Source organism: Stenotrophomonas sp. STEN033 (assembly GCF_056856655.1).
Map to the genome: position 1 here is coordinate 1 of NZ_JBXFWM010000068.1, position 25,355 is coordinate 25,355.

Annotated in this window: 20 protein-coding genes; 13 read left to right on the top strand and 7 right to left on the bottom strand. The window is 64.4% G+C overall.

The genetic code is table 11. The features are described from left to right. Window positions 1–212: 212 nt before the first annotated feature. Window positions 213–2,273, bottom strand: coding sequence for a putative bifunctional diguanylate cyclase/phosphodiesterase (locus AC1VXC_RS17710; RefSeq protein ID WP_481539266.1), 2,061 nt, complete (start codon window positions 2,271–2,273; stop codon window positions 213–215). Window positions 2,274–2,404: 131 nt separating this feature from the next. Between AC1VXC_RS17710 and radA the strand changes: the two genes are divergently transcribed. Further along, on the top strand, window positions 2,405–3,787 hold the full coding sequence (gene radA, locus AC1VXC_RS17715) for a DNA repair protein RadA (RefSeq protein ID WP_481539267.1): 1,383 nt from the start codon (window positions 2,405–2,407) through the stop codon (window positions 3,785–3,787). A gap of 263 nt (window positions 3,788–4,050) precedes the next feature. On the opposite strand, the gene AC1VXC_RS17720 is transcribed toward radA, so the two are convergent. Then, entirely contained in the window at window positions 4,051–4,845 is a 795-nt protein-coding gene (locus tag AC1VXC_RS17720) for a cytochrome C assembly family protein (RefSeq protein WP_313169200.1), read from the bottom strand. A gap of 110 nt (window positions 4,846–4,955) precedes the next feature. On the opposite strand from AC1VXC_RS17720, the gene ffh reads away from it, so the two are divergent. The 4 genes from ffh to AC1VXC_RS17740 are packed head-to-tail and all read left to right on the top strand — an operon-like array spanning window position 4,956 to window position 8,705. After that, window positions 4,956–6,335 carry a signal recognition particle protein gene (ffh, locus tag AC1VXC_RS17725; protein WP_313169202.1) on the top strand — a complete coding sequence of 460 codons (1,380 nt, stop codon included), beginning with the start codon at window positions 4,956–4,958 and terminating at the stop codon, window positions 6,333–6,335. 38 nt (window positions 6,336–6,373) lie between these two features. Next, window positions 6,374–6,808, top strand: coding sequence for a hypothetical protein (locus AC1VXC_RS17730; RefSeq protein WP_313169204.1), 435 nt, complete (start codon window positions 6,374–6,376; stop codon window positions 6,806–6,808). A 32-nt stretch (window positions 6,809–6,840) separates the two neighbouring features. After that, window positions 6,841–7,914, top strand: a complete 1,074-nt coding sequence (locus AC1VXC_RS17735) for an NAD(P)H-dependent flavin oxidoreductase (protein WP_481539268.1) — start codon at window positions 6,841–6,843, stop codon at window positions 7,912–7,914. Then, a complete protein-coding gene (locus AC1VXC_RS17740) occupies window positions 7,911–8,705 on the top strand; it encodes an aminotransferase class IV (protein ID WP_313169207.1) in 795 nt (264 codons plus the stop codon). The genes AC1VXC_RS17735 and AC1VXC_RS17740 overlap by 4 nt, the downstream gene beginning before the upstream one ends. Window positions 8,706–8,736: 31 nt before the next feature. Here AC1VXC_RS17740 and AC1VXC_RS17745 read toward each other — a convergent pair whose 3' ends face one another. Continuing rightward, entirely contained in the window at window positions 8,737–9,021 is a 285-nt protein-coding gene (locus AC1VXC_RS17745) for an EF-hand domain-containing protein (protein WP_482995077.1), read from the bottom strand. A gap of 210 nt (window positions 9,022–9,231) precedes the next feature. Here AC1VXC_RS17745 and cls point away from each other — a divergent pair, with 210 nt between their 5' ends. Next, window positions 9,232–10,728, top strand: a complete 1,497-nt coding sequence (gene cls / locus AC1VXC_RS17750; RefSeq protein ID WP_482995078.1) for a cardiolipin synthase — start codon at window positions 9,232–9,234, stop codon at window positions 10,726–10,728. 10 nt (window positions 10,729–10,738) lie between these two features. Here the strand turns inward: cls and AC1VXC_RS17755 are convergent, their stop codons facing one another. The 4 genes from AC1VXC_RS17755 to AC1VXC_RS17770 all read right to left on the bottom strand — a co-directional run bounded on the left by AC1VXC_RS17755 (window position 10,739) and on the right by AC1VXC_RS17770 (window position 16,685). Beyond that, window positions 10,739–11,359: an HD-GYP domain-containing protein gene (locus AC1VXC_RS17755; protein ID WP_313169213.1), complete on the bottom strand. Its 621-nt coding sequence runs from the start codon at window positions 11,357–11,359 to the stop codon at window positions 10,739–10,741. Between the two features lie 98 nt (window positions 11,360–11,457). Then, entirely contained in the window at window positions 11,458–15,048 is a 3,591-nt protein-coding gene (gene mfd / locus AC1VXC_RS17760) for a transcription-repair coupling factor (protein ID WP_481539271.1), read from the bottom strand. A gap of 137 nt (window positions 15,049–15,185) precedes the next feature. Beyond that, window positions 15,186–15,731, bottom strand: a complete 546-nt coding sequence (locus AC1VXC_RS17765; RefSeq protein ID WP_313169217.1) for a GNAT family N-acetyltransferase — start codon at window positions 15,729–15,731, stop codon at window positions 15,186–15,188. 96 nt (window positions 15,732–15,827) lie between these two features. Further along, window positions 15,828–16,685 (bottom strand): 23S rRNA (adenine(2030)-N(6))-methyltransferase RlmJ, encoded by an 858-nt coding sequence (locus AC1VXC_RS17770; RefSeq protein ID WP_313169218.1) that lies wholly within the window; start codon window positions 16,683–16,685, stop codon window positions 15,828–15,830. Window positions 16,686–16,849: 164 nt separating this feature from the next. Here AC1VXC_RS17770 and creB point away from each other — a divergent pair, with 164 nt between their 5' ends. The 7 genes from creB (at window position 16,850) to AC1VXC_RS17805 (ending at window position 24,793) form a co-directional block, all read left to right on the top strand. Then, window positions 16,850–17,542: a two-component system response regulator CreB gene (creB, locus tag AC1VXC_RS17775; RefSeq protein WP_313494173.1), complete on the top strand. Its 693-nt coding sequence runs from the start codon at window positions 16,850–16,852 to the stop codon at window positions 17,540–17,542. Window positions 17,543–17,545: 3 nt separating this feature from the next. After that, on the top strand, window positions 17,546–18,982 hold the full coding sequence (creC, locus tag AC1VXC_RS17780; RefSeq protein WP_481528523.1) for a two-component system sensor histidine kinase CreC: 1,437 nt from the start codon (window positions 17,546–17,548) through the stop codon (window positions 18,980–18,982). Window positions 18,983–19,064: 82 nt separating this feature from the next. Beyond that, window positions 19,065–20,411 (top strand): cell envelope integrity protein CreD, encoded by a 1,347-nt coding sequence (creD, locus tag AC1VXC_RS17785; protein WP_481539272.1) that lies wholly within the window; start codon window positions 19,065–19,067, stop codon window positions 20,409–20,411. Between the two features lie 67 nt (window positions 20,412–20,478). Continuing rightward, window positions 20,479–20,862 (top strand): hypothetical protein, encoded by a 384-nt coding sequence (locus tag AC1VXC_RS17790; protein ID WP_481539273.1) that lies wholly within the window; start codon window positions 20,479–20,481, stop codon window positions 20,860–20,862. Between the two features lie 746 nt (window positions 20,863–21,608). Further along, window positions 21,609–22,214, top strand: a complete 606-nt coding sequence (locus AC1VXC_RS17795; protein ID WP_313169225.1) for a GNAT family N-acetyltransferase — start codon at window positions 21,609–21,611, stop codon at window positions 22,212–22,214. Then, entirely contained in the window at window positions 22,211–23,095 is an 885-nt protein-coding gene (locus tag AC1VXC_RS17800) for a carbon-nitrogen hydrolase family protein (RefSeq protein WP_481539274.1), read from the top strand. The genes AC1VXC_RS17795 and AC1VXC_RS17800 overlap by 4 nt, the downstream gene beginning before the upstream one ends. 105 nt (window positions 23,096–23,200) lie before the next feature. Then, window positions 23,201–24,793: a M20/M25/M40 family metallo-hydrolase gene (locus AC1VXC_RS17805; RefSeq protein WP_481539275.1), complete on the top strand. Its 1,593-nt coding sequence runs from the start codon at window positions 23,201–23,203 to the stop codon at window positions 24,791–24,793. Window positions 24,794–25,355 lie beyond the last annotated feature (562 nt).

Below are 25,355 nucleotides of genomic sequence, written 5' to 3' on the forward strand. Positions count from 1 at the left end.
ACATTCCTGGGATCTGCAGAATCACGGGCTTCGCGGGGTAAGCCCCGCCCCCAAAACTGGCCGGCATTTTGGGCGAAGCCCCAGCCCAGCATGGCACGGCAAAACCCCGTTGCTCCCACCCCTTTGCTAAGCCAAGGGGAGGGCTGGGGAGGGGTTGGCTTTTGGGCTTTTCAGGCGTTGCCAGCTTCGCGGCTTACGCCTGCGGTCTGGCTTCAGCTGTTGCGGCTTACGAAATCGGCGGCCGCCATTGGCCGGCCGAGGTGATAGCCCTGCAATACATCGCAGCCAAGTTCGCCCAGGAAATTGCGCTGCGCTTCGGTTTCCACACCTTCGGCGACCACCTGCAGCTGCAGCGTGCGGCCCAACGCGATGATCGAGGAGACGATGGCCGCATCCTCGCTGTTGTGCTCCAGGTCGCGGACGAAGGCGCGGTCGATCTTCAGCTCGGTGGCCGGCATGCGCTTGAGATAGAGCAGGCTGGAGTAACCGGTGCCGAAGTCGTCGATGGCGATGCGTACGCCCATCGCGGTCAGCGCTTCCAGCATCTGCAGGCTGGCGTCCACGTCCTTCATCGCCGTGCTTTCAGTCACTTCCAGGGTCAGCTGGCGCGGGTCCAGCGCATGGCGTTCCAGCGCGCAGCGCACGGTTTCCACCAGCGTCGGCGAGGCGAACTGCAGGGGAGACAGGTTCACCGCCATCGACCAGTCGGTGTTGCCGGCGTCATGCCAGGCACGCAGCTGCGCGCAGGCCGCGTCCAGCACCCACTCGCCGATCTGGATGATCAAGCCGCTGCGCTCGGCAACGGGAATGAATACATCGGGCGACAGCATGCCGAGCTCTGGATGGTTCCAGCGCAGCAGCGCTTCAGCACCGTTGGCGCGGCTGCCGCCGGCCGGGAACTTGGGCTGGTAATGCAGCACCAGCTCATTGCGCGCGGTTGCGTGACGCAGGTCCTGCAGCAGGCGCAGGCGCTGGCGGGTGCCGGCCTGCATGGTCGAAGTGAAGAACGCGTGGCCGTTTCGCCCACTGTGCTTGACGTGATACATCGCCGCATCGGCATGCATCATCAACTCGCGCTCGTTGCTGGCGTCCTCCGGGTACAGCGCGATGCCGATGCTGGTGCTGACCAGCAGCTCGGCATTGTCGATCAGGAACGGCGCGCTGATGGCGGCGCTGATCTGTTCGGCCATCAGGGCTGCATCGTCGGGTGAATCAATTGCCATCACGATGACGAACTCATCGCCGCCGAGGCGAGCGAAGGTGTCCTGGCTGCGCAACAAAGCGCTGATTTTTTTGCTGAACTGCACCAGCAGGCGGTCGCCGAGCTGGTGGCCGTAGGCATCGTTGACGTTCTTGAAACCGTCCAGGTCGCAGAACATCAGGGCAAGGCCGAACTCGCGGCGATTGGCCTTCTCGATCGCCCGTTCGATGCGGTCCTGCAGCAGTACCCGGTTGGGCAGTTGGGTCAGCGGGTCGTGCAGCGCGGCCTGCACCAGCTTTTCATTGGCGTTGGCCAGCGAGTGGGCCAGTATGCCGGTACGCAGCCGCATCTGTCCGTCGAAGACCGAGGCCAGTAGTGCGACCGCCAGAGTGGCGATGGTGGTGACGATGACCAGGCCGGCGAGCAGATGTGTATCCAGCCCGCCGTCGCTGATGGCCCCGCAGATCGCGTCGGCAGGGAAGCGCGCGGCGGCCATGCCGGTGTAGTGCATGCCGACGATGGCCACACCCATCACCAAGGATGCGAGCAGGCGCATCGGCATCAGGCGCGGCTGTTCATGGCGCAGGCGTTGTGCGATCCACAGTGCCGCCGCCGAGGCGCCAATGGCGATCAGGATCGAAAGGGTGAACCACGCCGGGTCATAGTCGATGCCGGGTTGCATCTGCATCGCGGCCATGCCGATGTAGTGCATGGCCGCGATGCCCAGGCCCATCAGCACCGCGCCGGCCAGCAGGCGGCTGAGCGGCAGGCGCTGGCGGGAGACCAGCCAGAGCGCGTACATCGATGCGCCAACGGAGGCCGCCAGCGAGCAGGTGGTGAGGAAAAGGTCGTAGCCGACGGGGATCGGCAGCTTGAAGGCGAGCATGCCGATGAAATGCATCGACCAGATGCCCAGCCCCATCGCCGCTGCGCCGCCTATCAGCCAGATGCGTGCCGCCCGTCGACTTTGGCTGCTGGCCACGCGCGCGGACATGTCCAATGCGGTGTAGGAAGCAAGTATTGCCACCAACAACGAGACGACGACGAGGCCCTGGTTGTAACTGCCGATCATGCGGATTCCTGAACATCGTGACGGAGCAAAGCCCCGCTTACCTAGCGGCAGCAGTGGCGGGGACTTTAGCCGTCGCAGCGTTTGCGACATCGGTGGGCTATCCTGCGGCGCTGACGCAGATAGGAATGTTCATGGCCAAGACCCGCAGCGCATACGTCTGCAGCGAATGTGGCGCCGAGTACAGCAAGTGGCAGGGCCAGTGCACCGAATGTGGTGTATGGAACGTGCTGAGCGAGATCGTGCTGGAGACCGCCGCCGCGGCAAAGGCGCCGGCGGCACGCCGCAGTGGCTGGGCCGGCAAGGTCGAGGCGCCCAAGATCACCGCCTTGAAGGATGTGCAGCAGACCGAGCATCTGCGGGTTTCCACCGGCATCAGCGAGTTCGACCGGGTGCTGGGCGGTGGTTTGGTGGAAGGTGCGGTGGTGCTGGTCGGCGGTGATCCGGGCATCGGCAAGTCCACCCTGCTATTGCAGGCGGTGGCGAAGATGGCCAGCACCTTGCCGGTGCTGTACGTCACCGGTGAAGAGTCGCTGCCGCAGGTGGCCGGCCGGGCGGTGCGCCTGGACCTGCCACTGGAGGGCATCAACGCACTGTCCGAGACCGGTGTCGAGAACATCCTGCAGCACGCGGTGAAGGCGCGGCCCAAGCTGATCGTCGCCGACTCGGTGCAGACCTTGTGGACCGAGGCGCTGACGGCCGCGCCGGGTTCGGTCAGCCAGGTGCGTGAGAGCGCGGCGCGGCTGGTGCGCTTCGCCAAGGAGACCGGCACCGCCGTATTCCTGGTGGGTCATGTCACCAAGGAGGGCGGCATTGCCGGCCCGCGCGTGCTCGAGCACATGGTGGATGCGGTTCTGTATTTCGAAGGTGAAAGCGGTAGCCGCTTCCGCATCCTGCGCGCCTTCAAGAACCGCTTCGGCGCGGTCAACGAACTCGGCGTGTTCGCGATGGGCGAAAAGGGCCTGAAGGAAGTACCCAATCCCTCGGCGATCTTCCTGTCCGGCGGCAGTACCCGCCAGCCCGGCAGCTGCGTGATGGTCACCCGTGAAGGCACGCGCCCGTTGCTGGTGGAGGTGCAGGCGCTGGTGGATTCCTCGCCGTTGTCCAACCCGCGGCGGGTGGCGGTGGGTCTGGAACAGAACCGCTTGGCAATGCTGCTGGCGGTGCTGCACCGTCATGGCGGCGTGCTGGTCGGCGACCAGGACGTGTTCGTCAATGTGGTTGGTGGTATCCGCGTGCAGGAAACCGCCGTCGATCTACCGGTGCTGCTGGCGGTGTTGTCCTCGCTGCAGGACCGGCCGCTGGCTGAGAAGACCATTGCCTTTGGCGAAGTGGGTTTGTCCGGCGAGATCCGCCCGGTGCCCAATGGCGAGGATCGCCTGCGCGAAGCGGCGACGCATGGCTTCAAGCGCGCCATCGTGCCCAAGGCCAATGCGCCCAAGGCCGGCACGGTGAAGGGTATGGAAGTGATCGCAGTGGAGCGTCTGTCGCAGGCGCTGGAAGCGGCGATGGAGTGAGGGCGGCTGTAGTGCCGAGCCATGCTCGGCAGAGGCTTTCCCGGGAATGCCCAGCGTAGTGCCGAGCCATGCTCGGCAGGGGCCTTATCAAAGACCCAGCCCGTAGGAGCGGCGTAAGCCGCGAAGCTGATAGTCGATCAGATTGCAGGCATAGCCGGCGTTTCATTGCAGCCAGCTTCGCGGCTTGCACCGCTCCCACAAGATGGCGGTGGGCTGATGCATTGCCGGGAAGGCCCCTGCCGAGCATGGCTCGGCAATACCGCCTATCGGCCGCGGCCGAGGATCAGTTCGATCACGAACTGGCTGCCGAAGAAGGCCAGCAACAGCAGCGCCATCGCGGTCAGCGTCCAATGCACGGCCTTGCTGCCACGCCAGCCGTAACGGCGGCGGCCGATCAGCAAGGTGCCGAAGACGATCCACGACAGCACGCTGAGCACGGTCTTGTGCACCAGCTTCTGCGCCAGCAGGTTGTCGACGAACAACACGCCGGTCAGCAGGGTCAGGGTCAGCAGGCAGAAGCCCACCGTGATCGTGCGGAACAGCAGGGTTTCAAGGTCGGCCAGCGGTGGCAGGGCACGCAGCCAGGGGCGGAAGTCGCGGCGGCGCAGCGCCCGCTCCTGCAACCACAACATGATCGCCAGCAAGGCCGCCACGCTCAGGGTGGCGTAGGCCAGCAGTGCCAGCCAGGCGTGGGTGGCCAAGCGCCAGCCCAGCAGCTTGCTCGGTTCATGGCCGTAGCCGTGGTAGGCCAGCAACAGGATCGCCGCCATCGGAAACACAACCACGCCCAAGGCCGACATCCGCCCGCGTGCACCCACCACGGAGGTCAATGCCGCCATGCCCAGGCCCACCAGCGACAGGGCTGCGAAGAAGTGCATGTCCGGCCCCCCCGCGGTGTTCATCGCCACCATCAGGTGGTAACCGGCATGCAGCAGCACCGCACCGATGGTGGGCAGCAGCCAGTTGCGGGGCGGTGGGCTGCGTTCGCCGGCCAGCCCGCGGACCAGCAGGGCGGTGGACACCAGATAGAGGGCGGTGGCGATGAGAACGATTGTCATCGCTGCAGTTTCGCATACAGGCCCGTCGCTGGCGACGTGAACCGGCGGTGGCGGCGGCTGGCCGCTATACTTACCGCCTCTGTTTCCACGATTTCCGCAGGTTCCGTCGCATGTTCGAGTCACTGACCCAGCGCCTTTCCGGCACCATCGAGCGCCTGCGTGGGCGCGGCCGCCTGACTGAAGAAAACATCCGCGAGGCCACCCGCGAGGTGCGCATCGCCCTGCTGGAGGCCGATGTGGCCCTGCCGGTGGTGCAGGCCCTGATCGAGAAGATCAAGGTCCGCGCGGTTGGCCAGGAGGTGCTCAAGTCGCTGACCCCGGGCCAGGCCCTGATCAAGGTGGTGCGCGATGAGCTGACCGCTGTCATGGGCGCCCAGGCCACCGACCTGAACCTCAATGTGCCGGCGCCGGCCATCATCCTGATGGCGGGCCTGCAGGGTGCGGGCAAGACCACCACGGTCGGCAAGCTGGCCAAGCACCTGAAGGAAAAGCGCAAGAAGAAGGTGATGGTGGTGTCCGCCGACGTTTACCGTCCGGCCGCCATCGAGCAGTTGAAGACCCTGGCCGAACAGGTCGGCGTACTGTTCTTCCCGTCCGCCCCGGACCAGAAGCCGGTGGACATCGTCCGTGCCGCCATCGAAGACGCGCGCAAGTCGTTCGCCGACGTGCTGTTGGTCGATACCGCCGGCCGCCTGGCCATCGACGAAGCGATGATGGCCGAGATCAAGGCCCTGCACGCGGCGGTCAACCCGGCCGAAACCCTGTTCGTGGTCGATGCCATGACCGGCCAGGACGCCGCCAACACCGCCAAGGCCTTTGGCGAGGCGCTGCCGCTGACCGGCGTGGTGCTGACCAAGACCGACGGTGACGCCCGTGGCGGTGCCGCGCTGAGCGTGCGCTATATCACCGGCAAGCCGATCAAGTTCACCGGTACCGGTGAAAAGGTCGACGGCCTGGACGTGTTCCATCCGGAACGTGTGGCCAGCCGCATCCTCGACATGGGCGACGTACTGTCGCTGGTGGAGCAGGTCGAGCAGCAGGTCGACAAGGACAAGGCTCAGAAGCTGGCCGAGAAGGTCGCCAAGGGCAAGAAGTTCGACCTGAACGACATGCGCGACCAGCTGGAGCAGATGCAGAACATGGGCGGCATCGGCGGCCTGATGGACAAGCTGCCGGGCTTGGGGCAGATTCCCGAGCACCTCAAGGCGCAGGTCAGCCAGAGCAAGGAAGTGCCGCGCATGATTGCCATCATCGGCTCGATGACCAAGAAGGAGCGCCGCAACCCGGGCCTGCTCAATGGTTCGCGTCGTGCCCGCATCGCGCGTGGCTCCGGCACCCAGCCGGCCGACGTCAACAAGCTGATGAAGCAGTACATGCAGATGGAAAAGATGATGGGCAAGCTTGCCGGTGGCGGCATGAAGGGCATGATGCGCAACATGAAGGGCATGCTCGGTGCCATGGGTGGCAAGGGCGGCCTGCCGTTCCGTTGATAACGTTTGATTCCAACCGGTTGAACAGGGAGTGGTGCATGAAGAACAGGATGTATCTGGTTTTGGCGGTGCTGGCGCTGAGCGCCTGCGGTGAGGATCGCTCGCTGTCACAGAAGGCGGGCAGTGCGATCAGCGGCACTGCCACCGACTTCGTTGCCGGTCTGGGCGAAGGCGTCGACAAGCGCATGTCGCTCAAGCTCGACGTCGCCCCGGAAGTGGTCAGCAACGGCATGACCGTGACCTTGGGCAAGAGCCGCGGCATGGGCTCCAAGGATGCGTCGGTGTATGTGGTGGCGACCAAGCCGTACAAGGGCGCGTTCCTGGCGCGTGCACTGGACGAATCCGGTGCCGAGATCGGCCGCTCACGGGTGGACGTGGATTTCGCTGCCGATGATGCGCAGTACGTGAACTTCACGTTCAACGATGAGATGGACAGCCAGTTGGTGCGTTCCTACGCGCTTTCGCTGCGCTGAGCAGTGCGGGCATCGGCGGTATGATCACCGCCATGCACAACGCCCTCATCTCCACCCGGACCGAAGCGTCCTGCCAGCGCTTCGGTCTTGAACTTCCCATCCTGCTGGCGCCGATGGCCGGCGCCTGCCCGGTGCCACTGTCTGCAGCGCTTGCCAATGCCGGCAGCATGGGCGCGATGGGCGCGGTGCTGTCCACGCCGGAACAGATCAGCCAATGGATGCAGGCGTTTGGCCAGCAGTCGCAGGGGCCGGCGCAGGTCAATCTATGGGTGCCGGATCCTGCTCCGCTGCGTGACCCTGCCGCCGAAACGGCGACGCGCGAATTTCTTGCGCAATGGGGACCGCAGGTCGCGGCGGACGCCGGCGATGCCGGTCCTGCCGATTTTGATGCCCAGTTCGATGCGCTGATTGCCGCCCGACCCGCGGTGGCATCAACCATCATGGGCGTGTTTTCTGCCGCACAGGTGGCACGACTGCAGGCTGCCGGCATTGCCTGGTTCGCCTGCGCGACCACCTTGAGTGAAGCACTGCAGGCGCAGGCCGCCGGTGCCGATGCAGTGGTTGCGCAGGGCCTGGAGGCGGGCGGTCATCGTGGTGCGTTTGACCCAGCGCTCGCCGAGCGGCAGATGGTCGGTCTGTTTGCCTTGCTGCCGCGTCTGGTCGATCACCTGAGCGTGCCGGTGATCGCTGCTGGCGGCATTGCCGATGGTCGCGGTGTCGCGGCCGCCCTGATGCTGGGGGCCAGCGCGGTGCAGGTGGGTACGGCATTCCTGGCCGCCGATGAATCCGATATTCCTGCGGCGTGGAAACAGGCGCTGGCTGTTGCCGAGCCCGAAGCCACGCGCGCGACGCGGGCCTTCAGTGGCCGACTTGGACGCGCCCTCGATACCGCTTATGTGCGCGCTGCCGAGGCGGCCGACGCGCCAGTGCCACGTCCCTATCCGGTGCAGCGCGGACTGACCGCCGGCATGCGCAAGCAAGCCAGTGCCGCCAACCGGCTCGACGCGATGCAGGCCTGGGCAGGGCAGTCGGCATGGCTGGCCAAGCGCGCACCGGCGGCAGGGATCCTCCGCGCGATGTGGGCGCAGGCGCAGGCGTTGCCGTGACGGTGCTGTTCTGCAACGGGCAACTGGCCGATGCCGGCGCCTTGAGTGCGGCGTTGGTCAATTACGGTCACTTCACCTCGCTGCAGGTGCGCTCTGGCGCGGTGCAGGGTTGGGCGCTGCACCTGCAGCGGCTGCAACAGGGTACGCGCGAGCTGTTTGGGGTTGAACTGGATTGCGTGCAGGTCGTGGCATGGTTGCGGCAGGCCTTGCAGCAGCTCGATGCGGCGGATGCGTCGGTGCGGATCACGGTGTTCTCGCGGCAGTTCGATTTCCGCCAGCCGCTGCGTGCAGTGCCGGTGGATGTGTTGGTGGCCATCGCCGCGCCGGCATCGATTCCAGCGATTGCGCGTTCAGTGCTGCCGCTGCCGTATCAACGCGAGTTGGCGCATATCAAGCACGTGGGAACCTTCCCGCTGTTCCAGTTGCGCAGGCAGGCGTTGCAACGCGGATTCGATGACGCCTTGTTTGTCGATGCGCAAGGCCGCATCAGCGAAGGCACGACCTGGAACCTGGCGTTCTGGGACGGCACCCAGGTGTGCTGGCCACAGGCGTCGGCGCTGCGTGGCAGCACCGAGCGCCTGTTGATGGATGGCTTGGCCGCGCTTGGTCAGTTGCAGCATCACGCCGACGTGCACGTGCCGACGCTGGCCCGGTGCAATGGCGCGGTGGCATTCAATGCCACCGGTATCTGGCCATTGGCCGCAATCGGTGAACAGCGGCTGGAACAGTCCGAAGTGCTGTTGGTTCGCCTGCAATCCGCATTGGCGCAGACGCCCTGGCTGCCGCTCTGACGGATTGGGTGGGCTGGACTATTTGGCTGGACTATTTGGCTGGGGTATGTGGGTGGGTGCTGGCCGTGCATTGCGCGTATTCCCGTTGGCTCAGCTTGTGATCCTTGTTGCTGTCGCAGTGCTGCAGTCGCGCAGCAACACCCGGCGGATAGACATCGATTTCGGACAGGGTGACGATTCCATCCTTGTCTTTGTCCAGCTCTGTATAGCTTGGCAAGGTGGTGTCAGCGGGTGGTGCGGCCAGTGCCAATGAATAGCCGCCAATGAGTAAAACTGCTGCCAGTATCGTTTGTGCTGATCGGGACACGCGCATCACGCTCTGCTCCAAGCCGGACCATCCGGCTGTCTGCCGGCATAGCAGGCGCCGCCAAGCCTTTGCGATAGGTGAAAAATAGCGGGCGACGGTGTTTGTCGCGATGCTCGGTTCATCTGCCGTTGGCTGGAAAGGGAAGCGTGCTGATTCCAGCCACACGAACAGCGTGCTATTGATCTGCCTTGTTCCGTCATCAGCGTTGGGAGGAGCAGCATGGTATTTGAACTGGGCTGGCCGCAGGCTCCCATTCAATGGGTAGTGAGCGTGCTGGTTTTCATCGCGCATTTGCTGGTGGCCGCGCGCGCGTTGACCCGGCCCAACCGTACACCGGCGTCGCGTGCGGCGTGGGTGGCGGTGATCATGCTGGCGCCATTGCTGGGCATGTTCGCCTATCTGCTATTGGGCGAAACCAGCATTGGACGAGCGCGTGCGCGACGCCTGCGGCAGACCGTTCGAATGCTGCAGGCGGCGGGCGATCCGCACGGCACCGCCGCTGCGGCAATCGATGGCAAGGCTGCATCCTTGTTTGTGCTGGCGCAATCGATCAATGGCTTTGTGCCACAGCCGGGCAACCGGGTCGTGCTGCTGGGTGCCGCCCAGTCGCTAGCGAACGCGCCCACGGAGGATTGCCGTGCAGCCATGGATCAACTGGTGCAGGACATCAGTCAAGCGCAGCAGAGCGTGCATATCGCCTTCTACATCTGGCTGGATGATGGTGCCGGTGGCCGCGTTGCCGAGGCGGTAGCGGCGGCTGCCAGGCGCGGTGTGGCCTGCAGGGTGATGGTGGATGCGTTGGGCTCGCGGGCCTTCAGTGGCAGCCCCCGCTGGTCGCAGCTGCAGCAGGCCGGGGTCAAGCTGGTGCGCACCCTGAATGATCTGACCCGGGTGCAGCATGTGGCCTTCAGCCGCATGGACCTGCGCGATCACCGCAAGATCGTGATCATCGACAACTGCATCGCCTATTGCGGCAGCCAGAACTGCGCCGACCCGGAGTTCCGGGTCAAACCGCGTTATGCACCGTGGATAGACCTGCTGCTGCGTTGCCAAGGCCCGGTGGTGGCGCAGATACAGCGTTTGTTTCTCAGTGGCTGGATCCCGGAAACCGGAGAGCAGGGGCTGGATGCTTTCGCAGCAGCGACGATGCAACCGCAGTTCGACGATGGCTGTCTGGCCATGGCGTTTGAAACCGGCCCGGTTACCCGCCACAACGCGATGACCGATATGTTCGTGGCCTGCATCTATGCCGCGCGCCATGAGCTGATCATCAGTACGCCGTACTTCGTGCCGGACGAAGCACTGCTGCGCGCGATCTGCGCGGCACCACGACGGGGCGTGCGCACAAGGGTGATCTTCCCCAGGCACAATGATTCCTGGCTGGTGGGGCAGAGCAGTCGCAGCACCTATGCCGATCTTCTGCAGTGTGGCGTGGAGGTCCACGAGTATCCGCTGGGCCTGCTGCACGCCAAGTCACTGACCATCGACGGGGAGATCGCCTTGATCGGCTCGGCCAACATGGACCGGCGCAGTCTGGAGCTGAACTTCGAGAACAATCTGCTGATTGCCGACAGTGCAGTTACCTCCAGCATCGTGCAGCGGCAGCAAGGCTATCTGTCGGTATCCGAACCGGTGCTGTTGTCGCAGGTGATGGCGTGGCCGCTGGCCACGCGCTTGGTGCGCAACGCCGTGGCGATGATGTCGCCGGTGTTGTGATTGGCCTGGATCAAGCGGCCGGTGCGCTATCGCCGCGCAGCAGGCCCATGAACTCGCCGAACAGGCGCCGGTCGATCAGTCGTCCGCGGTCGTTGGCCAGGATCTCGATGGCGCGCTGCATCGGCATCGGGCCGCGATACGGGCGCTGTGAAGTCATCGCATCGAAGCCATCGACGATCGTCAGGATGCGTGACTCAAGCGGAATGTCTTCGCCCTGCAGACCGTGCGGATAGCCGCTGCCATCCCAGGCTTCGTGGTGGTGTCGAATCAGTTTGGCAACAGCCTTGGCGTCACTGCGGCCGGTGGCGGCGAACAGGCGTGCACCGCGCTCGGGATGGGTGCGCATGACCGATATCTTGTCTTCGTCCAGTTTGCCCGGATGCAACAGTACGTCGTCGCGGATGCCGATCTTGCCGACATCGTGGAATCGTGCGGCAAGCACCAGATGGCCGATGCGCTCCTCGGACAGGTCGCAGCGGCGGCCCATGGCCTGGGCAAGTTGCGACACGCGATCGCAGTGATGGTCGGTATAGCTGTCGCGCTGGTCCAGCGCGGCTGCCAATACATCGATGGCGCAGGAGCTGTCATCCGGTGGATGCGACAGACCCACGGGCGTGGTGATGGTCAACATGATGACGGAGCCGCGTGGGGGGCGGCTGCGAGCGTAAGAGAGGGGGCGTTATTTTCAACGCCCTTTCATCGTCACGCAATCTTTACCAATTGATTTATTCAGCTGTTTGCGGGGCGTAGTGTGGTCAGCAAGGCGCGTGCGGCGTTGAAACGGTCGGCACTTTCCGGCAACGGATGTTTGATACGCAATTTGTCCGGGCCATCCATCTGGTAGAGCTTGGGCTGTTTCTGGATCAGCTGGATCACCACCATCGGATCGATATTGGGCTTGCTGTCGAACACGATGCGGCCACCGTTTTCGCCAAGCTCCAGCTTGCGGATGCCCAGTTCGTTGGCCTGCAACTTGAGCTCGGCGATGGCGAACAGATGCTTGACCGGATCCGGCAACAGGCCAAAGCGATCGATCATCTCCACTTGCAGCTCGCGCAGGCGCTCGTTGTCACGCGCCGAGCTGATGCGCTTGTACAAGGTAAGACGGGTGTGCACGTCGGGCAGATAGTCTTCCGGGATCAGCGCCGGCACATGCAGTTCGACATCGGCACCGCGTGCTTCTTCGCCCGCATCCAGGTCCGGCAGCTTGCCCGACTTGATCGAACGCACCGCGCGCTCCAGCAGCTCGGTGTAGAGGCTGAAGCCGATCTCGGCCATCTGCCCGCTCTGGTCTTCGCCGAGCAGCTCGCCTGCACCGCGGATCTCCAGATCGTGGGTGGCCAGGGTGAAGCCCGCGCCCAGCTCGTCCATCGAGGCGATGGCATCCAGGCGCTTCTGCGCGTCCGGGGTGATGGAGCGCTTGTCCGGCACCAGCAGGTAGGCGTACGCACGGTGATGCGAACGACCAACGCGACCACGCAGCTGATGCAACTGCGCAAGACCGAAGCGGTCGGCGCGGTTGATGATGATGGTGTTGGCGTTGGGGATGTCGATGCCCGATTCGATGATGGTGCTGGCCAGCAGCACGTTGAAGCGCTGTTTCTGGAAATCCAGCATCACCCGTTCCAGCTCGCGCTCCGGCATCTGCCCATGGGCCATGCCGATGCGTGCCTCGGGCACCAGTTCGGACAGCTCGCGCTGCATCCGCCCCATGCTTTCCACATCGTTGTGCAGGAAATACAGCTGGCCGCCACGTGACAGTTCACGCTGGAACGCCTCGCGCAGCTGCGCATTGTCCCAGGCGGTGACAAAGGTCTTCACCGCCAGTCGGTTCGGCGGCGGCGTGGCGATGATCGACAGATCACGCAGCCCGGCCATCGCCATGTTCAAGGTACGCGGGATCGGCGTGGCGGTCAGGGTCAGCAGGTGCACGTTGGCGCGCATGGCCTTCAACGCTTCTTTCTGGCGCACGCCAAAGCGCTGCTCTTCGTCGACGATGACCAGGCCCAGGTCCTTGAACTTCACATCCGGCTGCAACAGGCGGTGCGTGCCGATGATCACATCGATGGTGCCTTCGGCCACCTTGTCGAGCTCGGCCTTGATTTCCTTGCTGGTCTTGAAGCGCGACAGCACTTCCACGCGCAGCGGGTAATCGGCGAAACGGTCGCGGAAGTTGCGGTAGTGCTGCTCGGCCAACAGCGTGGTCGGCACCAGCACCGCCACCTGCTTGCCACCGCTGGCCGCGGCAAAGGCCGCACGCACGGCGACTTCGGTCTTGCCGAAGCCGACGTCGCCGCAGACCACGCGGTCCATCGGCTGGCTGGACTGCAGGTCACGCAGGGTGGCTTCGATCGCGGCCTGCTGGTCGGGGGTTTCCTCGAACGGGAAGCCGGCCGCGAAGGGTTCGTACATGGCGCGGTCGATATCCAGCGCCAGCCCGGCGCGGGCGCGGCGACGCGCCTGGATCTCCAGCAGTTCGGCTGCCACGTCGCGGACCTTCTCGGCAGCCTTGCGCTTGGCCTTGGCCCATTGCTCGCCGCCCAGCGAGTGCAGCGGCGCGGTTTCCGGCGACGCGCCGGAATAACGGCTGATCAGGTGCAGCTGCGCGACCGGCACATACAGGCGGTCGCCCTTGGCGTATTCGATCTCGAGGAATTCGCCGGGCATGCCGCCGACATCCATCGCTATCAAACCGCGGTAGCGGCCGACGCCGTGGTCTTCATGGACGATGGGCGCGCCTTCGGTCAGTTCGCCCAGGTCGCGGATGATGGACTCGGGCTCACGTCCGGCACGACGCGTACGCCGCGGCTGACCGGCGCGCTCCGGGAACAGCTGGCGTTCGGTGAGCACGGCCAGGGCCGGCTCGCTGAGCGCAAAGCCGTCATCCAGCGGCGCAACGGTAATGGCGAAGCGACTAAGCCCCTCTCCCTTCGGGAGAGGGGTTGGGGAGAGGGTAGGGGGCGTAAGCCCACCAGCTGTCTGGCTTTGGCTAGCAGCCTTACCCCTATCCGACCCTTCAGGCCACCTTCCCCCGATGGGGAAAGGGAGGAAGTCGTTGAAGCTGGGCACAACCTCAGGCCGCAGCTCCGCCGCCTGCAGCACTTCCAACAAGGCCTCGCGCCGTCCCGGCGAATCCGCCGCGATCAGCACCCGACCCGGGTAGTGCTCGATGAAGGACTTCAATGCCTGCCCCGCCGGTGCATCTTTGGCAGCGACCGGCAACGGCGGCAGTGGCTGGTCACCCAGCGGCTGCGCTTCGGCGGCGCGCGGATGATCGGCCGCGCACACTTCCACGCGCGGCAGTTTGTTGAACTGCTCGCGCAGCTTGTCCGGCGACTGGTAGATCTCGTCAGGCGGCAACAGCGGTCGCTCGATATCGTGGCGACGTTGTTCGTAGCGGCTGTTGGTCTGCAGCCAGAACGCATCGGAGGCTTCGCTGACGCCGCTGCCGAGAACGGTCATGAAACCGTCCGGCAGGTAGTCGAACAAGGTCGCGGTCTGGTTGAAGAACAGCGGCAGCATGTATTCGATGCCCGAGGGCAGCAGGCCGGCCTTCAGGTCCTGGTACAGCGGACTGCGCCGGGTATCCACGTCGAAGCGTTCGCGCAGCGAGGCGAGTACCTTGTTGAGGCTGGCCTCATCCATAGGCACTTCGCGGCCGGGCAGCATCTTCACTGCCGTCACCTTGTCCAGCGAACGCTGCGATTCCGGGTCGAACTCGCGGATGGAGTCGATATCCTCGTCCAGCAGCTCGATGCGCAATGGCGCATCGGCGCCCATTGGATAGACATCAAGCAGGCCGCCGCGCACGGCGAAATCACCGGGATCCATGACCTGGGCGACATTGCGGTAACCGGCGCTTTCCAGGCGACGCTTCTCCGCATCCATGTCCAGGCGCTGGCCAACCTTCAGGTCGAAGCTGCCACCGACGATATAGCTCAGCGGCGCCAAACGCTGCAGCAGCGTCTGCACCGGCAACACGACGATGCCTTGCTTCAGCGTCGGCAGGCGGTGCAATGCGGCCAGACGCTGCGAAATGATGTCCGGGTGCGGGCTGAACTGGTCGTAGGGCAAGGTTTCCCAGTCGGGGAACGGCACTACCGGCAGCTGGCTGTCCGCGCCCAGCAGGGTCTGCAGGTCGGCCACCAGCTGATGCGCGCTCTGGTTATCGCGGGTGATCAGCAGCAGCGGCTTGGCGTGGGCCTGCGCCGCGCAGGCGACATGCCAGGCCAGGGCGCTGCTGGAAGCCGGGGCGCGCCACCAGGCGCGGAGCTGGCCCGAACGGGGCAGCGGCGGAATGGGGTAGGTGATAGGCGACATGGACCGCAAATTTTACCAGATGCGCCCCTGTCGCCCTGCCGGGCAGGTCCGATTTGCGACGCCGGGCGGCGCACTGGCCCGAAAAGCGACAGGCGCCTTGCCGGCGCCTGTCGGGAGATGAGGTCTGGAACCGCTGCTCAGGTCGCCAGTTCCAGCACCATGCGTACCAGTCCCGGGGCAGCCGCTGGGTGAGGCACCTGCTTGAAGCCCAGCGAAGCGGCCAGTTGCAGCATCGGCTCATTGTCCTGGGCGATGTCGCCGTACAGGCGATCAAGATATTTGCCACGCGCCCATTTGACCAGTTTGCGCATCAATTGCCGGCCGAGACCTTGGCCGGCCAGGAAGCGGCTCACCAGGATTGCGTATTCAGCGTCACGGGTGCCGGGAATGATGGACGCCCGGGCCACTGCTCCCACCAGTGCCTCGCCCGGTGGCAGCGGTTCGGCTGCCACCAATGCGATCTCGGTTTTGGGATTGGGATGGGTCAAGCGTTGCGCAGTCTCATCAGACAATGATTCGACCGACTGCAGGAACTTGTCGCGCACTTCTTCCGGCCCGAACAGGGCAAACGCGCCTTGCAGTGGTGCACCGTCTTCAGGGCGGATAGGTCGTATCAGCAGCTCTCGGCCGCTGGGTGCCTTGAAATTTTCATGCCACGGGGGCATGCGGTTGCGAGTGGCCATGACTACGTTTCCTCCAAAGTCGCCTGATTCTGTCACCGTGGCTGCTACGTTCTGTGAACGCGGTCCAAAGCGGCTGCAGTTTGGCGGCGATGCCCGTCACTCGGGCGTCTTCAGCCACTCCAGCCGGGTTGAGGCGCCGGTTTCTCCCAGATGCTGCTTCAGCACGGGCAGGGCCGGGGCCAGCACCTGCTCGAACTGCCAGGGCGGGTTCAGCAACAGCATCCCGCTACCATTCAGACGCAGGGGGGAGTCATCGGACCTCACCATCAGCTCGGTGACCAGGATGGACTTGGCCGGCAGCGCGGCCGCCTTGCGGAAAAACGGTTGCAGGGTACGACGCTGCTTGATCGGGTACCAGACCGCGCATTGCGCCTGCGGCATTCGGGTCAGGATCTCACGCAAGGTTGAGATGATCAGCGGGTACTCGGCATCCTGCACCTCATAGGGTGGGTCGATCAGCACCAACGCCCGGCCGATCTTGATGGCGCCGCTCTTCGGTGGCAGGAAGGCGCGGATGGCTTCGTAGCCATTGCCTGCATGCACCTGTACCCGCCGGTCGTGCGCGAACAGTTCCTTGAGCGCGGTGACCTCGTCCTTCTGCAGCTCGCAGGCGGCCATGCGGTCCTGTTCGCGCAGGGCGCGCGCGGCCAGCAGCGGCGAACCAGGGTAGGAGATCAGGGCGCCGACCGGGTTGTCGGCCTGGACGGCACGCAGGTACTGCTCGACCACTTCCGGCAAGGCCGGGGCGGCCATCAGCCGCAGCACGCCTTCATCGATTTCGGCGGTTTTGCGGCTTTCCTCGGCGGACAGCAGGTAACGGCCGCGGCCGGCATGCGTGTCCAGGACGAAGAAGGGCGAGTCTTTGCGCTTGAGCGCGTCGATCATCGCCAGCATGACGATGTGCTTGAGGACGTCGGCGTGGTTGCCGGCGTGGAAGGCGTGGCGATAATTCATCGGCGAAGTTTACGGCTTGCGGCGTGGTGTGGGCGTTTTCATTGGAGGGAGCCGGCTGGGCGCCTGTGTGCGCAGCGGTGCCGAGGGCCGATCCGGCTGTTTCCACGGCGTGCCGATTGCTGCCGGCCGCTGGCGTCTGCAGCAGGGCCAGCTATGCTGATGCAATGTCCAGCCAACCTGCCCGGGTACTCGTCGTCGAAGACGAGGCCGCCATCGCCGACACCCTTCTTTATGCGCTGCGCAGCGAAGGCTATGCCGCCAGTCACTGCACGCTGGGCCGCGAAGCACTGGCCTTGCTGCGCCAGCATGGCGCCGATGTGGTGGTGCTGGACGTCGGCCTGCCCGACCTGGGTGGTTTCGAGGTCTGCCGTGAGCTGCGCACTTTCAGCCAGGTGCCGGTAATTTTCCTGACCGCCCGTAACGACGAGTTCGACCGTGTGTTGGGGCTGGAGCTGGGGGCCGACGACTATGTGACCAAGCCGTTCTCGCCGCGCGAGATGGTGGCCCGGGTGCGCGCGCGACTGCGCCGGACTGCGCCAGTTGCAGCCGAAGAGGGTGGCTGGAAGCAGCTGGGGCGGTTCGCGATTGACCACGACGGCCGCCGTATCCGCTACGACGAGGCGCTGCTGGACCTGACCCGCTACGAATACGCCTTGCTGGCGGCACTGCTGCAGCGGCCCGGGGCGATCCTGAGCCGGTCGCAGTTGATGGAGCGTGGCTGGGACCACGCCAGCGACAGCACCGACCGTACCGTCGATACCCACGTCAAAACCCTGCGCGCGAAGCTGCGTGCGGCCGGCGCGCAGGGCGAACCGATCCGCACCCATCGCGGCGTCGGCTACGCCTTGGATGTCTGACCGATGCGGATCGGGCTGAAGCTGTTCCTGGGGTTCTTCCTGATTGTCGGCATCGCCGCGTTCTTCGTGATGCGCGTGTTCGTCAACGAGGTCAAACCCGGCGTGCGCCAGGCGATGGAGTCCACCCTGGTGGACGCGGCCAATGTGCTGGCGGTCATGGCTGCGCCGGATCTGAAGGCCGGCCATATCGGCGACGGGGACTTCGCCGCGCGCCTGGCCACCGCCCAGCGCCGCGATCCCAAGGCGATGGTGTGGCGGTTCCCCAAGCGCAGCATCGATTACCGGGTGACGGTGACCAATGCGCAGGGCATCGTGGTCTATGACTCGCGCGGGCAGGACGTGGGCCGCGACAACTCGCGCTGGAATGATGTCTACAGGACCCTGCGCGGCGAGTACGGCGCACGCTCCAGTCCGGAGATTCCGGGCGACGAAACCAACACCGTCATGCACGTGGCCGCGCCGATGTACGACCCGGCCGATGGCCGCACCCTGATCGGCGTACTGACCCTGTCGCAGCCCAATGACACCATCGATCCTTTCATCGTTGCCAGCCAGCGCGCCATCATTGCGCGCGGTGCCTGGTTGATCGGGCTGTCGGCACTGATCGGTCTGTTGATGACCTGGTGGTTGTCGCGCGGTATCAGCGGACTGAATCGTTATGCCAAGGCGGTGAGCGCCGGTGAGCCGGTGCCACCGCCGAAGCGGCGACGCGACGAGATCGGCGACCTCGGCCAGGCGCTGGAAACGATGCGCCGCAAGCTCGAAGGCAAGGCCTATGTCGAGCAGTACGTGCAGTCGCTGACCCACGAAATGAAGAGTCCGCTGGCGGCGATACGTGGCGCTGCCGAACTCCTGCAGGAGCCCTTGCCGGAAGCAGACCGGCAGCGTTTTGCTGCCAACATCGTGCAGCAGGAACGGCGCCTGACCGAAACCATCGACCAGTTGCTGCGGCTGGCCGAGGTTGAACAGCACGGCTGGCTGCAGCGGCGTACCGAGGTGGATCTGGTCGCGGTCTGTCGCGCGTTGGCCGAGGATGCGGCGCCACGTCTGCAGGCGGGGCAGATCGAACTGGATGTGGAACTGCCGGAGCGCGCAGCGGTGCTGGGCGATACCTTCCTGCTGCGGCAGGCGCTTTCGAACCTGCTGGACAACGCGATCGCGTTCTCCGCGCCGGGTGGCCGCATCGTGCTGAGTGTGCAACACCAGCAACAGAACTGGCGCATCGCCGTGCGCGACAACGGCCCCGGTGTGCCGGGATACGCGCAGGAGCGGGTGTTCGAGCGCTTCTATTCGCTGGCGCGGCCGGGTACGGGACAACGCAGTTCCGGCCTGGGCCTTCCATTCGTGGCCGAGGTGGCGCGCCTGCATGGCGGCGTCGCGCAGCTGGGCAACCATCCCGAAGGTGGCGCCGAAGCGCGCCTGCTGCTGCCGGCCGGCTGACTTCACATTCGCTTCAAACTCGGCACAAACCCTGCTCACCGGCCGCATTCAACCTGTCCCTGTTTCCACACGAGGACGGGACATGACTTCCCTGAAACTGCTGTTGCGCTTCGCCATTGTCGGCGGGCTGGTGTTGTTGCTGCTGATTCCCCTGCTGCTGATCCGCAGCACCATCAATGAGCGTGAGCGTTACCGCGACGAGGCGGTCGAACGAGTATCGCAGAGCTGGGCTGGCGAGCAGTCGCTGATCGGCCCGGTGCGGGTGCTGCCGTGGACCCAGCAGCGCGAAGTCGAGATTCCGGCCGAGGGCAACAATCCGCGCAGGACTGAAATGCGCGTCGAGAGCGGCTACGACCTGCAGATGCCGACGCGCTTGAATGTGCAGGGCACTATGCGCACCGACGAGCGCACCGTCGGCCTGTTCAAGGTGCCGGTCTACAACTGGCAGGCCAAACTGCAGGCCGAGTTCGCCGAAAGCAGCTATGTGGCGGTGCCGGGGCGCAGCTACGGCCGTCCCTATCTGGCCTTGGGCGTGTCCGATGTGCGCGGTCTGGTAGGCACGCCGAACCTGCGCGTCGACGGCCGTGCGATCCAGTTGCAGCCCGGCGCTGGCGTATTGGAAGGAACCTCCAAGGGCCTGCATGCGCCGCTGTCGGTATTGCCGGATTCGGTGCAGGGCGTGTTGCGCGAGGGGGGCAAGGTCGAGCTGGAGTTCGTGCTGGGTGGCACCCGTTCGCTGGCGGTTGCGCCGGTCGGTGATGATACCCGGGTGTCGCTGTCTTCGACCTGGCAGCATCCGCTGTTCGGTGGCAGCTTCCTGCCCAACGAGCGCAGCATCGATGCCAGCGGCTTCAAGGCGGAGTGGGCGGTGTCTTCGCTGGCCTCGGCGGCGCAGTCGCAGCTGGTCAGGGCGATACGTAGCGATGGCGGCAGCGTGGAGTCATTGAACGTGGCTTTGGTGGACCCGGTGGATACCTATACGCAGGTGGACCGGGCCAGCAAGTACGGCATCCTGTTCGTGCTGCTGACCTTCGTTGGTTTCGCGCTGTTCGAGCTGATCAAGCAGTTGAAGATCCATCCGCTGCAGTACCTGCTGGTTGGCCTGGCATTGGCGATCTTCTTCCTGTTGCTACTGAGCCTGTCCGAGCAGATTGCGTTCTGGCAGGCCTATCTGATCGCGGCGGCGGCGTGTATCGGCCTGCAAGGCTTCTATCTGAGCGGAGTGCTGCACAGCTGGAAGCGCGGTGTCGGCTTCGCGACGATGCTGACGATGTTGTACGGCGTGCTGTACGTGCTGCTGGTTTCGGAGAACAACGCGTTGCTGATGGGTTCGCTGCTGCTGTTCGGCATCCTCGCCGCGATCATGTGGATCACCCGCAAGGTCGATTGGTACGAGCTGAGCAATCGTGCGGTGAGCAAGCAGGCCTGATCTGGCAGTTGCGATGACGGGGCGGGGTGGCGTTGGCCATCCCGCCTCTTTCGCAGGGAGGAATGACATGAATCGTGCATTGATCCATCGCCGTGCGAAGCGCTTGTTACCGGCAGGTATCGAGACCTGCGGCTTGTTGCACTTCGGCTTGGCGCCGGGGCAGGTGGAGCGGGCGTTGCTTGGCAGTATGTTTGCTGGTGGGCAGGCGCAAGGGGTTGTGGCGCTGCGCTTGTCGTTGTCGACGGCGTTGGCGATCAGGCGCAAGGGACTGCGGTACTTCGAGGCAGGGAATTGGGTGTATTCGGCGTTTGCGGCGGAGGGAGCTTCGTTTGCTGCCGAGGTGTTGCCATCCGGTCATGGGGCTGGCTATTCGGCGGTGGCATTGGATGGGCGGGCATGGTTTGTGGTGCTGCCTGTGGAGCGTTTGGTGGTATATGGGTGGTGGGAGTGAGTGGAGTGGTTGCTTGGTGGGTTGCGTGATATTGCGGTTCTCCGATTTTCAGCAGAAATCCATGGGCGTGCAGCCGAAAAGCGCGATATTCGAAGCGCATCCCCGCGAAGGCGGGCCGAAGACATGCACCGAGCTGCATGACACTCCCTTCTCCCGCTTGCGGGGGAAGGTGCCCGGAGGGCGGATGGGGGGCTTTGGATTTTGCTGTTGCTCTCTTTTTATGAAAGGCCTAGGCGACAGCAACAGCTTTCACTCCCCTGCGGGGAGCGAGTTACTTCTCTATTGCTTGTGCAAAGAGAAGATAACCAAGAGAAACACACCCTGCCTCCGCGCCCACGCCGCTGTGCGGCGCGGGTCCACTCCGCTGGCAGGATTTTTCGACGATACATCCTTGTACCGTCGAAAAACGACGTGCGTCCCGCACGTCGCCCCGTGCGGGGTCTTGTCTGCCAGCTCCGTCGCTGCGGAAGGGGCCCGGTACGTCAAAAGCTGAGGGCAAGAACAAAAGCACGAGCAACCGCAACCGCAACCAAAGCCGGAGCAGAGACTTGAGCCTGCAGTCACCGCCGCGGCCCCTTTGGCGGATAAGGCTCCTCAGTTGCCTACTGCGGCGGCCAAAGACGCGATAAATGCAATTGCAGCTTGAAGCCCCTCTCCCCTCGCGGGAGAGGGGTTGGGGAGAGGGGGCGCCACGAGGAACAAGCTGAAGAGGCTCGTCTTCCCACCGTTAGCTCTAGAATCCCCGCATGCACTCAACTCCCACCATCACCAGCCTGCTTGGCCAGCAACTGCTGCCTTATCTTGACGACATCGCGCGGCTGCGTATCCAGGTGTTCAATGATTGGCCCTATCTCTACCAGGGCAGCCTCGACTACGAGCGTGACTACCTCGCGGCCTACGCGGCGACACCGGATGCGGTGTGCGTAATTGCACGCTCCGGCGACGCGGTTGTGGGGGCGTCGACCGGATTGCCACTGCTCGATGATGGTCCGGCTTTCCGCGCGCCGTTCGAGCAGGCGGGTATCGATCCTGCTGGGATCTTCTATTTCGGCGAATCCGTGCTGCTGCCTGCGTATCGCGGGCAAGGCATCGGTCATGCGTTCTTCGATGCACGCGAGGCGCATGCGCGTGCGCTGGACCGCTTCACGCTGACCGCGTTCTGTGCAGTGGATCGGGCCGACGACGACCCGCGTCGGCCGCCCGGGCATCGCGACAATGCAATGTTCTGGCATAAGCGCGGTTACCAGCGTCAGCCGGGCATGACCATGCAGTTGCAGTGGGAGGAGGCAGGGCAGGGCAGCGTCATGCATCCTCTGACATTCTGGACCCGCAACCTGGAGCCCGTCGCATGAGGATCGCCGTTTCTCGTTATCCGGTGGGCTCGCCCGCCAGCTTTGAAGAATTCGCGGCGCGCCAGGCGCTGGTGCTGGGTGAGGCGGCCGCCGCCGGTGCGCGTATCGCGGTATTGCCGGAATACCTGTCGCTGGAACTGGCGGCGAGTTTTGGTCGCCCGATCTTCAGCGACCTGTGCGCTTCGCTGGTTGCCATCCAGCAGTACCGCCAGCGCTGGCTGGAACTGTTTTCCGGCCTGGCGCGGGAACTGGACATGCACGTGGTGGCCGGCAGTTTCCTGCTTGATGGCGGCAATGGTCGGTTCCGCAACCGCTGCGACTGGCTGACACCGCAAGGCCTGCACCTGTGGCAGGACAAGCTGCAGCTGACCGGTTTCGAGAAGAACACGGGCATCATCGATCCAGGCGATGTGCTGAAAGTCTTCGAGATTGACGGCATTCGCATCGGCGTGGCCATCTGTTACGACAGCGAATTTCCGTTGCCGATACGCCGCCAGTACGAGGCGGGAGCGCGTTTGTTGATCGTACCGAGCTGTACCGATACTGCCGCCGGTGCGATGCGCGTGCGCATCGGTTGCCTGGCCCGTGCGCTGGAGAACCGGATGTTCGTGGCGCAGTCGGTCACCGCCGGGCTCGCCGAATGGAGTCCAGCGTTGGATATGAATACCGGTGAGGCCGCGATCTATGCACCGATGGATGTGGGTTTCCCCGCCGACGGCGTGCTGGCACAGACTGACGATCAAACGCTGTGGGCTTATGCCGATCTCGACTTTGCCGCCTTCGAGGCCAGCCGCAAGCGTGCCCAGGTGGCCAATGACCGTGATTGGCAAAGCCAGCTGCAGCCTGCGCTGGTGCATGCGGTGGTCACCTGCGTGGATTGAATCGCGACGGCTGTCGGCAAACCATGACCATTGGCCGACTCGACGGGGCCAACGGCTGGCTAGACTCGGTGGTTTGTTGTCATTGGGCCTAAGGCCGGGGGAAGCATGATCAAGCGGGGTTTGTTGGCGTTGTGCATGGGTTTGGCGGTGAGCGCTACGGCGCACGCGGCCGAACAGGTGGATCTGGACATGGTCAGCAAGATCCGTCAGGAGGCCTTCCATCGTTCGCAGGTGATGGATACCTTCAGCCACCTGACCGAAACCATCGGCCCGCGTCTGACCAATTCGCCGGCCATGATCCAGGCCAATAGCTGGAGCCGTGGAAAGTTCAACGAATGGGGCCTGGTCAATGTGCATGACGAGGCCTTCGAGGACTTTGGCCGTGGTTGGGAGTTCACCTCGGCCAGCGTCGAGATGCTTGGCCAGCGCGTGCAGCCGCTGCATGCCCTGCCCAAGGCGTGGACGCCGGGCACCAACGGCCCGGTGGAAGGTGAGCTGATCCAGGTCGACATCAAGAAGCTGGCGGATCTGGAAAAGTACAAGGGCAAGCTGCGCGGCAAGATCCTGCTGCTGGGCGATGCACGTGAGTACAAGCGTGGCACGGAGTCTGATTCGCATCGCCACGATGCCACCTCGCTGGAAGGCCTGCAGGCCTTCACCATTCCCAAGACGGCCGAGGAAGACCGTGCCAAGCGGGTGAAGGAGTTCAACGAGCGCCAGGAGCTGGGCAAGGCGGTCAATGCGTTCTTCGTCGAGGAAGGTGCGCTGGCGGCGATCAGCATCAGTGGCTGGGACAACGGCATCATCCGCGTGGCCGGTGGCGGCTCGCGCAAGGCGGGGGAGTCGGTGGGTATTCCCGAGCTGGCGATGATCGCCGAGCATTTCAATCCGCTGGTGCGTGCGCTGAAGGACAAGCAGAGCGTCAAGCTGCGCGTGGATGTGCAGGCGCGCTTCACCGACGAGACCAACCAGCCGGGCCACAATACGCTGGCCGAGATCCGTGGCAGCAGCAAGGCTGACGAGATCGTGATGCTGGGTGCGCATATGGACTCCTGGCACACCGGCACTGGCGCGGCCGACAATGCCGCCGGCGTGGCGGTGATGATGGAGGCGATGCGCATCCTCAAGGCGGTAGGTGCCAAGCCGAAGCGGACCATCCGGGTTGCCTTGTGGAGCGGTGAGGAGCAGGGGCTCATTGGTTCGCAGGCGTATGTGGCGCAGCACTTCGCGCGTTATCCGGAGCCGACCGATGCGGCGCAGAAGGCGTTGCCGGCATCATTGCGTGAGCCGACCGGTCCGTTGCAGAAGCTGCGTGATTACGACAAGTTCCAGGTCTACTTCAACATGGACAATGGTTCGGGCCGGTTCCGCGGTATCTATGCGCAGGAAAACATGGCGGCGATGCCGATCTTCGAGGCGTGGTTGAAGCCGTTCAACGATGTGGGTGCAACCACGGTGGTGTCGCGCAATACCGGCAGCACGGATCACATCAGTTATGACCGGGTAGGTCTGCCGGGCTTCCAGTTCGTGCAGGACCGTCTGGATTATTTCAGCAATGTGCACCACAGCCATCTGGATACTTGGGATCACGCCGAGGCGGAGGATCTGAAGCAGGCAGCGGCGATTGTGGCGTCGTTTGTTTACAACGCTGCGATGCGCGAGGAGCGCTTCCCGCGCAAGCCGTTGCTTGAGAAGTGAGTTAGCTGAGGTTGTTTGAAGGAAGGGCCGCATTGCGGCCCTTCTGCTTTTTGGAAAGAGCAAGCAATGCTCGATGCCTCCCTTCTCCCGCCTGCGGGGGAATAAAGGGCCTGCCCCCGCGAAGGCGGGGGTGCCCGAAGAGCCTGCCCCCGCGAAGGCGGGGGGGCGGATGGGGGAGCTTTGGCACCGGTTGTTGCTGGCGCTTTGGTCTTTGATGAGCAGCAATTGCAACAGCAAGATTAAAATCAACAGCTTTCACTCCCCTGCGGGGAGCGAGCCACCTTTCTTTGCTTGTGCAAAGAAACCTGGCGCAAAGAAACACACCCTGCCTCCGCGCCCACGCCGCTACGCGGCGCGGGTCCACTCCGCTGGCAGGATTTTTCGACGAGACATCCCTGTCTCGTCGAAAAACGACGCACATCCGTGTGCGTCGCCCCGTGCGGGGTCTTGTCTGCCAGCTCCGTCGCTGCGGAAGGGGCCCGGTAAGTCAACGGCTGGAGCAGGGGCAAGGGCCGAAGCCAGAGCCAGAGCCAGAGCCAGAGCCAGAGCCAGAGCCAAAGCC